This window comes from Nitratireductor pacificus pht-3B (assembly GCF_000300335.1).
In the GTDB taxonomy this organism is placed as follows: domain Bacteria; phylum Pseudomonadota; class Alphaproteobacteria; order Rhizobiales; family Rhizobiaceae; genus Nitratireductor; species Nitratireductor pacificus.
In genome coordinates this window covers 11,533-24,620 of record NZ_AMRM01000022.1, presented here as the reverse complement: position 1 = coordinate 24,620, position 13,088 = coordinate 11,533, and the positions used below count along the sequence as shown (strand labels likewise).

Here is a 13,088-nt window from a genome sequence, read left to right as displayed (position 1 = left end):
CCTCCACCGGGCATTCGCCGCTTCCTCCGCCATATCGAGGCCCGTTCCCGCATCATGACCCGCCTGCGCAATTACTTCTTCACGGGCCTGATCGTCACAGCACCGCTCGCCATCACAGCCTATCTGGCATGGTCGATGATCGGCTGGGTCGATTCCTGGGTGAAACCCTATATTCCGCTGCGCTACAATCCCGACAACTATCTGCCGTTCCCCGTTCCGGGCTTCGGCCTGATCGTGGCGCTCATCGTCATCACCCTGATCGGCTCCCTGACGGCGAACATCATCGGCCGCACGGTCGTTTCCACCGGCGAGAACATTCTTGGTCGCATGCCGCTCGTGCGCAGCGTCTATCGCGGGCTGAAGCAGATCCTCGAAACCGTCCTTTCGGAGCGTTCGGACACGTTCAAGAAGGTGGGCCTCGTCGAATATCCGCGCAAGGGCCTGTGGGCCCTGGTCTTCATCGCTACGGAGACGCGCGGCGAGGTGCAGGCGCAGGTCGAAGACGATGCGGGGCAGACCATCGCCGTGTTCCTGCCGACCACGCCGAACCCGACGTCCGGCTATCTGCTGTTCGTTCCCAAGGCGGACGTCATCGAATTGAAGATGACCGTCGAGGAGGGGGCCAAGCTGGTGATCTCCGCCGGCCTCGTCGCGCCGGAATACCAGGCCAAGACCAAGGCGCTCGCCGATACGGCGCGGCGCGAAACCCCTCAGCCGGCGCGCAGCAAGCGCACCGCTTCGTCACGCCCGAACAAGTAGAGCAGCAGGCGCAAAGCCTCGCCGCGCGCCGTTTCCAGTTCCGGATCCCGACTGAGGATCAGGCGCGCATCGTCGCGAGCGGCCTGCAGGAGATCGGCGTGGATCTCGATGCGCGCCACGCGGAAGCCGGGCGTTCCCGATTGCTTGGTGCCCAGCAGATCGCCTTCGCCGCGCAGTTTCAGGTCTTCCTCGGCGATGACGAACCCGTCCTCGGTCTCGCGCAGCACCTCCAGCCGGCGCGTCGCTGTCTGGCCAAGCGGCCCCTTGTAGAGCAGCACGCAGGATGACGCCTGGGCGCCGCGCCCGACCCGGCCGCGCAGCTGGTGAAGCTGTGCCAGCCCGAACCGTTCCGCATGCTCGATGACGATGATTGTCGCGTCGGAGACATCGACGCCCACTTCCACCACCGTGGTGCCGACGAGGATGCGCGTCTCGCCCGCCTTGAAGGCGCGCATCGCCTCGTCCTTCTGCGCCGCCTTCATGCGGCCGTGGACGAGGCCGACCGCCGCGCCAAACACCTTCTGCAACGCAGCGAACCGGTCCTCGGCCGAGGTCAGCGGAACTTCGTCCGACTCCTCCACCAGCGGACAGATCCAGTAGGCCTTCTGTCCCTCGGCGAGCGCCTTGCGGATGCGCTCGACCAGTTCGCCCAGCCGTTCCATCGGCAGGGTCACGGTGCGGATCGGCTGCCGTCCGGCCGGTTTCTCCGTCAGGCGCGAGACATCCATGTCGCCGAAGGCGGACAGGACGAGCGTGCGCGGGATCGGCGTCGCCGTCATCACCAGCATGTCGGGCGCATTGCCCTTCGCGGTGATCGCCAGCCGCTGGTGCACGCCGAAACGGTGCTGCTCATCGACCACCGCCAGGGCCAGGTCGCGAAACTGCACCGTTTCCTGAAACAGCGCATGGGTGCCGATGATGAAATCCACTGCGCCCGAGGCGATCTCCGCAAGGATCCGCTCGCGCTCCTTGCCCTTTTCCCGCCCCGTAAGCACGGTTGCGGACAGGCCGGCGGCTTCGGCAAGGGGCTGGATGGTCGAGAAATGCTGCCGCGCAAGGATCTCCGTCGGTGCCATCAGCGCCGCCTGTCCACCGGCCTCCGCCGCCCGCGCCATGGCAAGCAGCGCCACCACGGTCTTGCCCGCCCCCACATCGCCCTGCAGGAGGCGCACCATGCGTTCGGGCGCGCCCAGATCGTCGTGGATCTCCCGCACCGCCTGTTCCTGGCTCTGCGTGAGCCGGTAGGGAAGGGCGGCCCGGATCTTCGCCTCGATCTGCCCGTCTCCGGTCAGCGGACGGCCCGAAAGACGCTTGACCCTGGCCCGCACCAGCGCCAGTGAAAGCTGACCTGCCAGCAACTCGTCATAGGCTATGCGCCGCCAGAACGGGTTCTCGGGTTCTCCGTCCTCCGGCTCCTCGGGCGCATGCAGACGCCGCAAGGCTTCGGCGAAGGAGGGCCAGCGACTGCGCGTGAGAAACCCGTCATCCTGCCACTCCGGCAGGGTGGGCAAGCGGTCGAGCGCCTGGCCGAGTGCCCGGCGCAGGACCTTCGACGACAACCCCGCCGTCAGCGGGTAGACCGGCTCCAGGGACGGCAGGCTGTCGGCCTCGTCTGCCGGAACGATGAAATCCGGATGGACCATCGAGGGCCGGCCGTTGAACCATTCCATACGCCCACTGACGAGAACCCGCCCGCCTTCCGGCAGCACGTTCTCCAGCCATGGCGCCCGCGCGTGGAAGAAGGTCAGGGCGATTTCGCCCGTCTCGTCGAAGGCGAAGACCCGGTAGGGAAGGTTCTTGCGCCCGGGCGGCGCGGGATGATGCCTGCCGACCGTCAGGTCCAGCGTGACGATCGCGCCCTCCGGTGCCAGCGCTATCCCCGGCCGGTTGCGGCGGTCGATCAGCGAATGCGGCAGAACGAACAGGAGGTCGCCGACACGCAGGTCGCGCCCGGCGACATCGCCCGGCACGATGTTGGACAGGAGGTCGGCCACCTTGGCGCCGACGCCGTCGAGCGCGGTGGCGGGGGCGAACAGGGGATCGAGAAGCGAAGGGCGCATCATGTCATGATTAAAGCCGCATTTGCGTGACGCAAGGCTGACAGACGGTCGTACACACGCTATATCCGCGCGGACAAGCGACAACCCCGGACATCGAAGGCCAGACCATGACAGGCACAACCCGTTCGAGCCACGATCTCGATCCGCGCCGGCGGCGCGCCCTGGTGCGGTCCTGGCGGCGCGGAACGCGCGAGATGGACCTGGTGCTGGGCGGCTTCGCGGACGCCGAGATCGACCGGCTGAGCGAGGACGAACTGGCGCAGTACGAGGCGCTGCTTGAGGTGCCCGACACGCAGCTTTTCAAATGGGTGACCGGCGAGGCCACGGTTGAGCCGCTCCATGACACCCCGCTCTTCGCGCGCATCCTGGCCACGCGAGCCAACTGAGGCAGACGACGCCATGGGCCTGATCGATCCAATCAAACTGCCGGCGACGGGCGCCGGGGCCATCACGGTCGATGGTGTCGCCGACGGTTTCGAGGCCTTCGCGCTCGCGATCGCCGCGCGCGAGCTGGCGGCTGACGGTCCGCTCATCTTCGTCCTGCGCGACGGGCAGCGCCTGCCACTGATTGCCGACGCACTGCGCTTTGCAGAGCCCGGCCTGCCGGTGCTCGACCTGCCGGCCTGGGACTGCCTGCCCTATGACCGCGTCTCGCCCGGCGGCGACACGGCGGCGCGCCGGCTTGCCGCCATGGCGGCGATGGCTTCGCTGAAGGACAGGCCGCACCGTGCGGTCGTGCTCGTCAGTGCCAACGCGCTGTTGCAGCGCATGCCACCGGCGAACCAGATCGGCGCGCAGGGCTTTTTCGCCCGGCCCGGCAACCAGGTCGACATGCAGGCCCTGACCGCACGTCTCGAAACGAGCGGCTTCGAGCGCGTCTCGACGGTCCGCGACATCGGCGAATACGCCGTGCGCGGCGGCATTCTCGACCTGTTCGCGCCCGGCTGGAACGAGGCGCTGCGGCTCGACTTCTTCGGCGACACGCTGGAATCGATCCGCGCCTTCGATGTGGCGAGCCAGCGCACCACCGGCCAGCGCAAGGAAATCGCCCTCCAGGCGATGAGCGAGGTCACGCTGACGCCGGAGACGATCAGCCGGTTCCGCCGCAACTATATCGAGGCCTTCGGCGCGCCATCGCGCGACGACGCGCTCTATGCAGCGGTCAGCGAGGGCCGGCGTTTCGCCGGCATGGAGCATTGGCTGCCGCTGTTTCACGAGCGGCTGGAAAGCGTTCTCGACTATCTGCCCGACGCGCCCCTGGTGTTCGACCATCTGGTGGAGGAAGCGCTGGGCGAACGCCACGCGCTGATTGTCGATCATTATGAAGCCCGCCGCCAGCAGATGGCCGGCAACGATCTGGGCGGCGCCGTGCCCTACAAGCCTGTCGCGCCGGAGACGCTTTATCTGGATCCCGGCGAGATCAGCCGGTCCGTCGCCGACCGGCGCGTCGTGCGCTTCACGCCCTTCGCCACGCCGGAGACGAGCACCTCGCGCATCCATCATGCCGGGGCCGAGCCGGGCCGCAGTTTTGCGGAGGAGCGCGCCGACCCGAAGGCGAATGTCTTCGACCATGTCGTCAAGCATATCGGCGCCCTGCGCGCCAGGGGCAAGCGCGTGCTGATCGCCGGCTGGAGCGAGGGGTCTGCCGAGCGTCTGTCGCAGATCCTTGCCGAGCACAATCTCGGCAATGTCGCCCGCGTGGAAACCCTGTCCGAACTGGACAAGCTGCCTTCGCAGCAGGCCGGCATCGGCATCCTGCCGCTGGAAACCGGCTTCGAGACCGCCGGTCTCGCCGTCATCTGCGAGCAGGACATTCTCGGCGACCGGCTGGTACGCCGCGCCAAGAAGCGCAAGAAGGCGTCCGACTTCATCTCCGAGGTGGCGGCGCTGGCGGCCGGCGACATCGTCGTCCATGCCGATCATGGCATTGGCCGCTTCGTCGGCCTGCGCACCATCGAGGCGGCCGGCGCGCCGCATGACTGCCTGGAACTGCGCTATGCCGGCGAGGACCGCCTGTTCCTGCCGGTCGAGAACATCGAGCTTCTGTCGCGCTACGGCTCGGATGGCCCGGACACGATGCTCGACAAGCTGGGCGGCGTCGCCTGGCAGTCGCGCAAGGCCAAGCTGAAGAAGAAGCTGCTGGAGATGGCCGGCCACCTGATCCGCATTGCCGCCGAGCGGCAGATGCGGCCGGGCGTCAAGCTAGCGCCGCCCGACGGTCTCTACGGCGAGTTCGCCGCCCGCTTCCCCTATGAAGAGACGGACGACCAGCAGAACGCCATCGACGCCGTTCTGGAGGATCTGGCCTCGGGCCGGCCGATGGACCGGCTGATCTGCGGCGATGTCGGCTTCGGCAAGACGGAAGTCGCCCTGCGCGCCGCATTCGTCGCCGCCATGGAAGGCTTGCAGGTGGCCGTGGTGGTGCCCACAACGCTGCTCGCGCGCCAGCACTTCAAGACCTTCCGCGACCGTTTCGCCGGCTTGCCGCTGACGGTGCGCCAGGCATCCCGCCTGGTCGGCGCAAAGGAACTCGCCGAGACCAAGAAGGGGCTGACGGATGGAACCGTCGACATCGTCGTCGGCACCCATGCGCTGCTCGGCAGCTCGGTCAATTTCAAGAATCTTGGCCTGCTGATCATCGACGAGGAGCAGCATTTCGGCGTCAAGCACAAGGAGCGGCTGAAGGACCTCAAGTCCGACGTCCATGTGCTGACTCTTTCGGCGACGCCGATCCCGCGCACGCTGCAACTGGCGCTGACGGGGGTGCGCGAGCTGTCGCTGATCACGACGGCGCCGGTCGACCGCATGGCGGTGCGCAGCTTCATCGCACCGCTCGATCCGCTGGTCATCCGCGAAACGCTCTTGCGCGAGCGCTATCGCGGCGGCCAGAGCTTCTATGTGGTGCCGCGCGTTTCCGACCTGGAGCAGATGCGCGAGTTCCTGGCCGAGCAGGTGCCGGAACTGAAGGTCGCCACCGCCCATGGGCAGATCGCGCCCGGCGAGCTGGACGACATCATGAACGCCTTCTACGACGGGCAATACGACGTGCTCCTGTCGACGACCATCGTCGAATCCGGCCTCGATATCCCGACGGCCAACACGCTGATCGTCCACCGCTCGGACATGTTCGGCCTGGCGCAGCTCTATCAGTTGCGCGGCCGCGTCGGGCGCTCGAAGGTGCGCGCCTATGCGCTGTTCACCCTGCCGCCGAACAAGACATTGACGGCGACCGCAGAACGAAGGCTAAAAGTGCTCCAGTCGCTCGACACGCTGGGCGCTGGCTTCCAGCTCGCCAGCCACGATCTCGACATTCGCGGCGCCGGCAACCTGCTCGGCGAGGAACAGTCGGGCCATATCAAGGAGGTCGGCTACGAGCTTTATCAGCAGATGCTGGAAGAGGCCGTCGCCGAGCTGAACGGGGCCGACGATGTGGCCGACACCGGCTGGTCTCCGCAGATCAGCGTCGGCACGGCGGTGATGATCCCCGAAAACTTCGTTCCCGACCTGCAGCTCCGCCTGGCGCTCTACCGCCGCCTGGCGGACCTGACGACGCCGGAGGAGATCGACGCTTTCGGTGCCGAGCTGATCGACCGTTTCGGCCCGCTGCCGCAGGAGGTCGAGCACCTGTTGAAGATCGTCTTCATCAAGGCGCTGTGCCGCCGGGCCAATGTGGAAAAGCTCGATTCCGGCCCGAAGGGCACGGTGGTGCATTTCCGCAACCGGCAGTTCCCCGAACCGGCGGGCCTGGTGCGCTTCATCGGCGAGCAGGGCGCGCTCGCCAAGATCCGCCCCGATCACAGCATCGTCTTCATCCGCGACTGGCCGACGCCCGAGAAGCGGCTGGCGGGCGCCGCCGTGATCATGACGCAGCTGGTGCGGCTGATCGAGAAGAAGGCGGCCTGATCAGGCGCCGAAATGCAATGATTGACCGTTCAGGCATGGATGCCCGGCTCTGCGGCCGGGCATGACGCGCTGTGGGGATGGTTATGCAACTCACCAGCATTCGCGATTGACAGGCTCGCTCCCGCCGTTCGTCACCGCTGCGGCGCGTCGAGCGTGCCGTTGGCCTTGGCTTCGGCGACCTTGGAAATGGCATCGGCCAGGGCCGCCGGCTCCTGCGCGCCCATCACCGCGTAGCGGCCCTCGAGCAGGAAGCAGGGCACGCCGGTGACGCCCATCTTCTGCGCGGTGGCGATCTCCTGCTGCACCTCGGGCCGGTCGGCCTCGGTGGCGAGCAGGGTTTCGACCAGCGCCGCATCCATGCCGGCGTCGCGCGCCGCATCGATCAGCACTGCGTGGTCGCCGATATTCGCGCCTTCCTCGAAATAGAGAGCGAACAGCCGTCCCACAAGCCGGTCCTGCACGCCGGGGCCGGCCGTCGCCGACCAGCGGATCACGCGATGCGCGTCGAGCGTGTTGGGCGATACCTTGATTGCGTCGAAATCGAACGAGATGCCCAGTTCCTGGCCGATCTGGCTGATCTGCCGGTGCATATCGAGGATGCGCTCCGCGCTGCCGAACTTGCCCATCATGTAGGCGTGGCGATCCCTGCCTTCGGGCGGCAGGGTCGGATCGAGCTGGAACGGGCGCCAGCGCAGCGTGACGGAAAGGTCGGGTCGCGACCGGATCGCCTCGCCGAGGCGCGCCCGGCCCACATAACACCAGGGGCAGACTACGTCGGACACGACATCGACGACAACCGGTTCGGCGATCCCTGCGACAGCTTCGGCCATGCTCCGCTCTCTCCTCAGTTGCCGCCTGACTTGTGCCACCAGGTCTGCAGCTTGTAGCCGTAGAGCGGCGTTGTCTCGGGATGGCCGAGATCGTTCCAGTAGGCCACCCATTCATCGCTGTCGTGCTGCATCGGCACCACATAGGCGCCGGACATCAGCACGCGGTCGAGGGCGCGCACTGCGGCAACGTAATCTTCCTGCCCACGGGCGTTGAGCATGGCCTCGATCATCGCGTCGATGGCCGGGTCGGCCGCACCCGAAAGATTGAACGTGCCCTCGGTCTTGGCCGCCTCCGAGCCCCAGCGCGTCACCTGCTCGATGCCGGGCGAGAGCGTTCCCGAAAAGCCGACGGAAGCGATGATGACGTCGAAATCGTAGCGCTGCTTGCGCTGCTGCGCCTGTGAATCGTCGAGCAGGCGGATCGCCACGTCGACGCCGATCTTGCGCAGCGCCCGCTGGTAGACGGCCGCCAGCCTTTCGCCTTCCTCCGAAGTCACGACGATCTCGAAGGTCAGCGCCTCGCCGGCCGGATTGACCAATGCGTTGCCCTGCAGGCTGTAACCGGCCTCCTTCAGCGTTTCGAGTGCGCCGCGCATCTGGTCGCGGCCGATCTCCGCGCCCGCCATCTCCTCCTTGCCGTAGGTCCCGTCCATCACGTCCGGCGTCACCGTGTCGGCAAAGGGCGCGAGCAGGGCGCGTTCCCGCTCGTCGGCCGGCCGGCCGAGCGCCGACAGGATCGAACCCTGCCAGTAGCTGAGCGTCCGCTCGAACTCGCCGTTCAGGATGTTGGTGTTGACCCAGCCGAAGTCATAGAGCTTCGAAAGGGCGCGCCGGACGCGCGGGTCGGCGAACTTGTCTCGCCTCGTGTTGAAGAAGAAGCCGGTGACGGCCGGCGGAACGCCGTTCTTGAATGTGGTGCTGACCACGTCGCCCTTGCGCGCCGCGGGGAAATCGATGCCGCGCTGGCGGCGCACCGGATCGGATTCGGAATAGACCGAGCAGATGCCCTTCTTGAAGGCTTCCACCAGCGAATTGACGTTCAGAAAGTACTCGATCGTGATCTTGTCGTAATTGTCGTAGCCGCGCTTGGAAGGAACGTCCTCGCCCCAGTATTCCGGATTGCGCACGAAGGTGATGCGCGTGCCGGGCTCCACCTTGTCGATGCGGTAGGCGCCGCTGCCGATCACCGGCTTCAGCGTGCTCTGGTCGAATGTCTCGATGTCGAACGCATGCTTGGGCACGATCGGCGTCAGCGCAACGATCAGAGGAAATTCCCGGTCGGCGCTATCGTTGAAGGTGAACCGCACGCTGTGATCGCCGGTCTTCTCGATCTTCTCGATCTTCGCCATGCGGCTCGAATAGGGCGGGCGGCCCTTCTCGGTGTAGGCCTCGTAGGTGAAGATCACATCCTCCGGCGTCACCGGCTCGCCGTCGGACCATTTCGCGTCGGGGTCGAGATTGAACTCGGCGAAGCTGCGCTCATCGTCCATGATGACGCTCTCGGCCAGCAGGCCGTAGAGCGAGAAGGGTTCATCGGCGCTGCGCATCATCAGCGGCTCGAACACGAGATTGCCGAAAATGGTGTCGATCACGCCGCGCGCCGTTGTGCGCATGCTCTTCAGGATGAAGGGGTTGAGATTGTCGAACGACCCGACGACGCAATAGGTGACCTCGCCACCCTTCGGCGCGTCCGGATTGGCATAGGGGAAATGCGTGAAATCCGCGGGCAGGGCGGGCGCCCCGTGCATCGCCACGCCGTGCGCCGGGTCTCCTTCCGCGGCGACGGCAACGCCCGCTATCGGCAGGGCTGCGGCCAGGGCGAGGCGAGGGAACAGTTTCTGGGGGATCATGACCGCACCTGTGTCGGATGAAGAAAGACCGTGATTCGAAGCCGAGCCTAGCACAGCCGAATGCGGCGGCGGGCCACGAGCGTGTGATGTTTGCCGCACCGTGTCACAAAGTCCAGCGAAATGCCCGCGCGGACTGGATTTGGCCGCAAGGGCAGTGTAACACGCGCTCAAAGGTCATTCTGTCGCCGCATTTGACCAACAGGTGACACTACCGGAATACGACTGGCGCTGTGCATTTAGAGGAACTGAGCCATATGAAAAGCCTGAACGCGAAAGCAATCCGCACTCTGTTCGCCCTTGGCGGCGCCGCGTGCGTGGCCGCAAGCGGAGCCGGCATTGCCGCCGCGCAGCAGCAACAGCCGCCGCAGGGTTGGTTTAAGGCCTGCACCAAGCAGGAAGACGTCGACATCTGCAACGTCCAGAACGTCCTGATCGCCGAAACCGGCCAGATGATCACCGGCGTCAGCCTGATCGAGGTCAAGGGCAAGGTCAACCGCAAGGTATTCCAGATCACCGTGCCGACCGGCCGCATGGTGCCCCCCGGCATCGGAATGCAGATCGACGGCGGCCAGACGCAGAAGATCGACTACGCGATCTGCCTGCCGGACCGCTGCATCGCGGAGGCGCAGCTCACGGACCAGCTCGTCGCCTCTTTCAAGAAGGGATCAGAGCTGACCCTGACCTCGGTCAACTTCCAGAACCAGCCGAACCCGATCAAGATGCCGCTCTCCGGCTTCACCGCCGCCTATGACGGCGATCCGCTGCCGCAGTCCGACATCGAGGACCGCCAGAAGAAGCTGCAGGACTTCGTGAACAAGAACAATCAGGAGTTCACGGACAAGCTTCGCGAGGCCCAGGAGAAGGCCAAGAAGGGCGAGTAGAACCTTCTTTCCGAAGAAACGCAAAACAGGGCCGCAAGGCCCTGTTTTTGTTTGAATAACTCATTTTCTAGTGGTGCAGGCGCTCGCGCGGCGTGTAATGGCCGTCGGCGGTTTCGATGAAGAATTCCGCGAGCTGCGGGTGACGGACGGGCAGGCCGGATTCATCCACCAGCAGGTTCTGCTCGGAGACATAGGCGACATACTCCGTCTCCTCGTTCTCGGCGAGCAGATGGTAGAAGGGCTGGTCCTTGCGCGGACGCATCTCTTCCGGGATCGCCTGATACCAAGCCTCGGTGTTGTTGAACTCCGGATCCACGTCGAAAATCACGCCGCGGAAATCGAACAGGCGATGGCGGACGACCTGGCCGATGCTGAACTTTGCTGTACCCATGGTTTGCATGCTGTATCTACCTCTACCCCCTATGTGGCGCAGCTTTCGGAACAATTCAATCCCGCAGGCTTGACGCGCGCCGCCGGCGCAGGCTAGCGCGGAAGCGGGAATCGGCCAGCGCGCATCCGTTTCGATGTGCCTGGTAAGGCAATACGGGCGGCGGGCGAGGGCGGACGATGTCGAATGTAGCGGGACTTGTTCTGCCGTTCTTCGGCCTCATCTTCATCGGCTACGCGCTCGCCAGGCTAAAGCCCCAGCCGGTCGAGGCGCTCGGCTGGATCAACACCTTCGTCATCTATGTCGCGCTGCCGGCGCTGTTCTTCCAGCTTCTCGCCAAGACGCCGATCGAGCGCCTGACGGAGTGGAGCTACATTTTCGGCGCGGTGGCGGCGACCTATATCGTCTTCTCGCTCATGTTCGCGGCCTCGATGCTTCTCAGCCGCAGCGGCATCGCCGAAAGCACGATCAAGGGCCTGTCGGCCGCCTATGGCAACATCGGATATATGGGGCCGGGCCTGGCCCTGCTGGCCTTCGGCGAGGAAGCGGCGGTGCCCGTCGCGTTGATCTTCTGCTTCGAGAACATCGCGCACTTCGCCGTGGCGCCGATGATGATGGCGCTGTCGGGCGGAAGCAGACAGGGACCGCTGCAACTCGCCCTCGAAGTGGTGCGCAAGATCGTCCTGCATCCCTTCATCCTGGCAACGGCGGCGGGTGTCGCCGCCGCCGCCCTGCATGTGACGCCTCCGGTCCCCATCGAGCGGCTGCTCGCCTACCTGTCCTCGGCGGCCGCCCCCTGCGCGCTGTTCGCCATGGGTGTCAGCCTGGCGCTGCGCCCGCTGAAGCGCGTGCCGCACGAGCTGGGCGCCATCGCCATCCTGAAGCTGATCGTTCACCCGCTGCTCTGCTATGTCATCCTGAGCTGGGTCGGCGATTTCTCAGAGATCTGGGTGTTCTCGGCCGTGCTGCTCGCCTCGCTGCCGACCGCCACGAACGTCTTCGTGATCAGCCAGCAATACGGCGTGTGGATGGAGCGGGCCTCGGCCAGCGTGCTCATCACCACGGTCCTGTCCGTGGCCACCGTGACGGGGCTGCTCTACGCGATCACGAACGGGATCCTGCCGCCCGATCTGTTCCCCTGAGCGAGAAGAGTGCCGAGAAGCCGCTGCCCGGACGCATCCCCTCGCGCATGAACAGGGCGCGCAACGGCGCGAAGCCGCCGATGACGCTTAGTCCGGCGCTGCGGGCGATCTGCGCCGGCAGGAGCCCCGACAGCAGCGATGCGTTGAGCAGGTTGACCGAACCGCTGCGCGCCAGAATGTCGGGGCGCCGCTTCGCATCGTAGCGGGCAAGCGCTGCATCGCTCCCCGGATCGTCGCGATACGCGTCGGCGACCGCCACCAGATCCTCCACGTCGCGCACCCCGAGATTGAGCCCCTGGGCCGAAATGGGCGGGAAGACATGCGCCGCTTCGCCGACCAGCGCGACGCGGTTCTGTCCGAAGCGCGCCGGCATGAGCTGGCTGAGCGGGAAGACCTGCCGGCCGGGTTCGACCGTGACCCGGCCGAGCAGCGACGACAGGCGCTCCTCGACGCGCAGCGAGAGCGCCGCGTCGTCCAGGGCCATCAGCACCTCCGCCTCCTCGGGCCGCACCACCCAGACCAGGCTCGAGCGCGAGCCGGGCAGGGGCACCTGCGTGCAGGGGCCGGTCTCGGTGTGGAATTCCGTCGAGATGAAGCCGTGCTCACGCGTATGGGCGAAGTTGAGCACCAGTGCTGCCTGCGGCAGGGCGCGCGCGCGTGCGGCGATGCCGGCGGCTTCGCGCGCCGGCGATTGCCGGCCGTCGGCGGCAACGGCAAGCCGGGCCTCGACCCGCGCGCCATCGGCGAGCACGGCCGACACCCCGTCGGCGGCGCAGTTCCAGTCTTGAACCAGGCTTTCGCGCCAGTCGATCGACGCCGTGCGGCGTACCGTGTCGGCGAGGACTTCAGTCAGGCGCGCATTGGGAATGTTCAGGCCGAAATGGTCCTGGCCGATCTCGCCGGCGTGAAAGGTGACGGTGGGGCTGCGGATCAGCCGGCCGGTGGCGTCGACCAGCCGCATGGCGCGCAGCGGCGCGCAGTCGTCGCGCAGCGCGTCCATGAAACCGAGCGGCTGGAGATAATCGAGGGCCGGCTGCATCAAAGCCACCGTGCGGCGATCCCGCGCGGCCGGTGCGGGACCGGCAAGGGTCACGCGATGCCCCCGATGCGCCAGCGCAAGGGCGGCGATCAGGCCGGCTGGACCCGTTCCGGCAACAAGAATCCCGTGGTCGCTATCGCTCATGACAATCGGTCCATTCAAGGTGGCGAAGGAAGAGAGGTAACCTCGCCGATAATTCTCGTTTGTCATGATGGGGTGTGCCGATGCAAGGTTCA

10 protein-coding genes are annotated in these 13,088 nt (G+C 66.2%); 5 read left to right on the top strand and 5 right to left on the bottom strand.

The window, feature by feature from the left end; all coding sequences use genetic code 11:
• The first annotated feature begins 54 nt into the window (after nt 1-54).
• Nucleotides 55-759, top strand: coding sequence for a DUF502 domain-containing protein (locus tag NA2_RS17460; protein WP_008598398.1), 705 nt, complete (start codon nt 55-57; stop codon nt 757-759).
• On the opposite strand, the gene recG is transcribed toward NA2_RS17460, so the two are convergent.
• Nucleotides 711-2,819 carry an ATP-dependent DNA helicase RecG gene (gene recG / locus NA2_RS17455; RefSeq protein ID WP_008598397.1) on the bottom strand — a complete coding sequence of 703 codons (2,109 nt, stop codon included), beginning with the start codon at nt 2,817-2,819 and terminating at the stop codon, nt 711-713. The two genes, NA2_RS17460 and recG, sit on opposite strands and share 49 nt — an antisense overlap.
• A gap of 107 nt (nt 2,820-2,926) precedes the next feature.
• Between recG and NA2_RS17450 the strand changes: the two genes are divergently transcribed.
• Both NA2_RS17450 and mfd read left to right on the top strand, forming a co-directional pair.
• The gene (locus tag NA2_RS17450) at nt 2,927-3,205 is read left to right on the top strand and encodes an FAD assembly factor SdhE (RefSeq protein ID WP_008598396.1); all 279 of its coding nucleotides are present in this window, start codon (nt 2,927-2,929) and stop codon (nt 3,203-3,205) included.
• Between the two features lie 13 nt (nt 3,206-3,218).
• On the top strand, nt 3,219-6,722 hold the full coding sequence (mfd, locus tag NA2_RS17445; protein WP_008598395.1) for a transcription-repair coupling factor: 3,504 nt from the start codon (nt 3,219-3,221) through the stop codon (nt 6,720-6,722).
• A gap of 131 nt (nt 6,723-6,853) precedes the next feature.
• Here the strand turns inward: mfd and NA2_RS17440 are convergent, their stop codons facing one another.
• Both NA2_RS17440 and NA2_RS17435 read right to left on the bottom strand, forming a co-directional pair.
• Nucleotides 6,854-7,552, bottom strand: coding sequence for a DsbA family oxidoreductase (locus NA2_RS17440; RefSeq protein WP_008598394.1), 699 nt, complete (start codon nt 7,550-7,552; stop codon nt 6,854-6,856).
• A 14-nt stretch (nt 7,553-7,566) separates the two neighbouring features.
• A complete protein-coding gene (locus NA2_RS17435; protein ID WP_008598393.1) occupies nt 7,567-9,300 on the bottom strand; it encodes an extracellular solute-binding protein in 1,734 nt (577 codons plus the stop codon).
• 356 nt (nt 9,301-9,656) lie between these two features.
• Here NA2_RS17435 and NA2_RS17430 point away from each other — a divergent pair, with 356 nt between their 5' ends.
• Nucleotides 9,657-10,283 (top strand): invasion associated locus B family protein, encoded by a 627-nt coding sequence (locus NA2_RS17430; protein WP_008598392.1) that lies wholly within the window; start codon nt 9,657-9,659, stop codon nt 10,281-10,283.
• 67 nt (nt 10,284-10,350) lie between these two features.
• Here NA2_RS17430 and hspQ read toward each other — a convergent pair whose 3' ends face one another.
• The gene (gene hspQ / locus NA2_RS17425; RefSeq protein ID WP_008598391.1) at nt 10,351-10,674 is read right to left on the bottom strand and encodes a heat shock protein HspQ; all 324 of its coding nucleotides are present in this window, start codon (nt 10,672-10,674) and stop codon (nt 10,351-10,353) included.
• 176 nt (nt 10,675-10,850) lie between these two features.
• On the opposite strand from hspQ, the gene NA2_RS17420 reads away from it, so the two are divergent.
• Nucleotides 10,851-11,813 carry an AEC family transporter gene (locus NA2_RS17420; RefSeq protein WP_008598390.1) on the top strand — a complete coding sequence of 321 codons (963 nt, stop codon included), beginning with the start codon at nt 10,851-10,853 and terminating at the stop codon, nt 11,811-11,813.
• Here the strand turns inward: NA2_RS17420 and NA2_RS17415 are convergent.
• Entirely contained in the window at nt 11,776-12,996 is a 1,221-nt protein-coding gene (locus tag NA2_RS17415) for a UbiH/UbiF family hydroxylase (RefSeq protein WP_040678404.1), read from the bottom strand. The two genes, NA2_RS17420 and NA2_RS17415, sit on opposite strands and share 38 nt — an antisense overlap.
• Between the last annotated feature and the right edge of the window lie 92 nt (nt 12,997-13,088).

Excerpts from the sequence above, each read along its gene's own strand:
- NA2_RS17460 (WP_008598398.1), top strand. The coding sequence starts at position 55 with ATGACCCGCCTGCGCAATTACTTCTTCACGGGCCTGATCGTCACAGCA.
- recG (WP_008598397.1), bottom strand. The coding sequence starts at position 2,819 with ATGCGCCCTTCGCTTCTCGATCCCCTGTTCGCCCCCGCCACCGCGCTC.
- NA2_RS17450 (WP_008598396.1), top strand. The coding sequence starts at position 2,927 with ATGACAGGCACAACCCGTTCGAGCCACGATCTCGATCCGCGCCGGCGG.
- mfd (WP_008598395.1), top strand. The coding sequence starts at position 3,219 with ATGGGCCTGATCGATCCAATCAAACTGCCGGCGACGGGCGCCGGGGCC.
- NA2_RS17440 (WP_008598394.1), bottom strand. The coding sequence starts at position 7,552 with ATGGCCGAAGCTGTCGCAGGGATCGCCGAACCGGTTGTCGTCGATGTC.
- NA2_RS17435 (WP_008598393.1), bottom strand. The coding sequence starts at position 9,300 with ATGCACGGGGCGCCCGCCCTGCCCGCGGATTTCACGCATTTCCCCTAT.
- NA2_RS17430 (WP_008598392.1), top strand. The coding sequence starts at position 9,657 with ATGAAAAGCCTGAACGCGAAAGCAATCCGCACTCTGTTCGCCCTTGGC.
- hspQ (WP_008598391.1), bottom strand. The coding sequence starts at position 10,674 with ATGGGTACAGCAAAGTTCAGCATCGGCCAGGTCGTCCGCCATCGCCTG.
- NA2_RS17420 (WP_008598390.1), top strand. The coding sequence starts at position 10,851 with ATGTCGAATGTAGCGGGACTTGTTCTGCCGTTCTTCGGCCTCATCTTC.
- NA2_RS17415 (WP_040678404.1), bottom strand. The coding sequence starts at position 12,996 with ATGAGCGATAGCGACCACGGGATTCTTGTTGCCGGAACGGGTCCAGCC.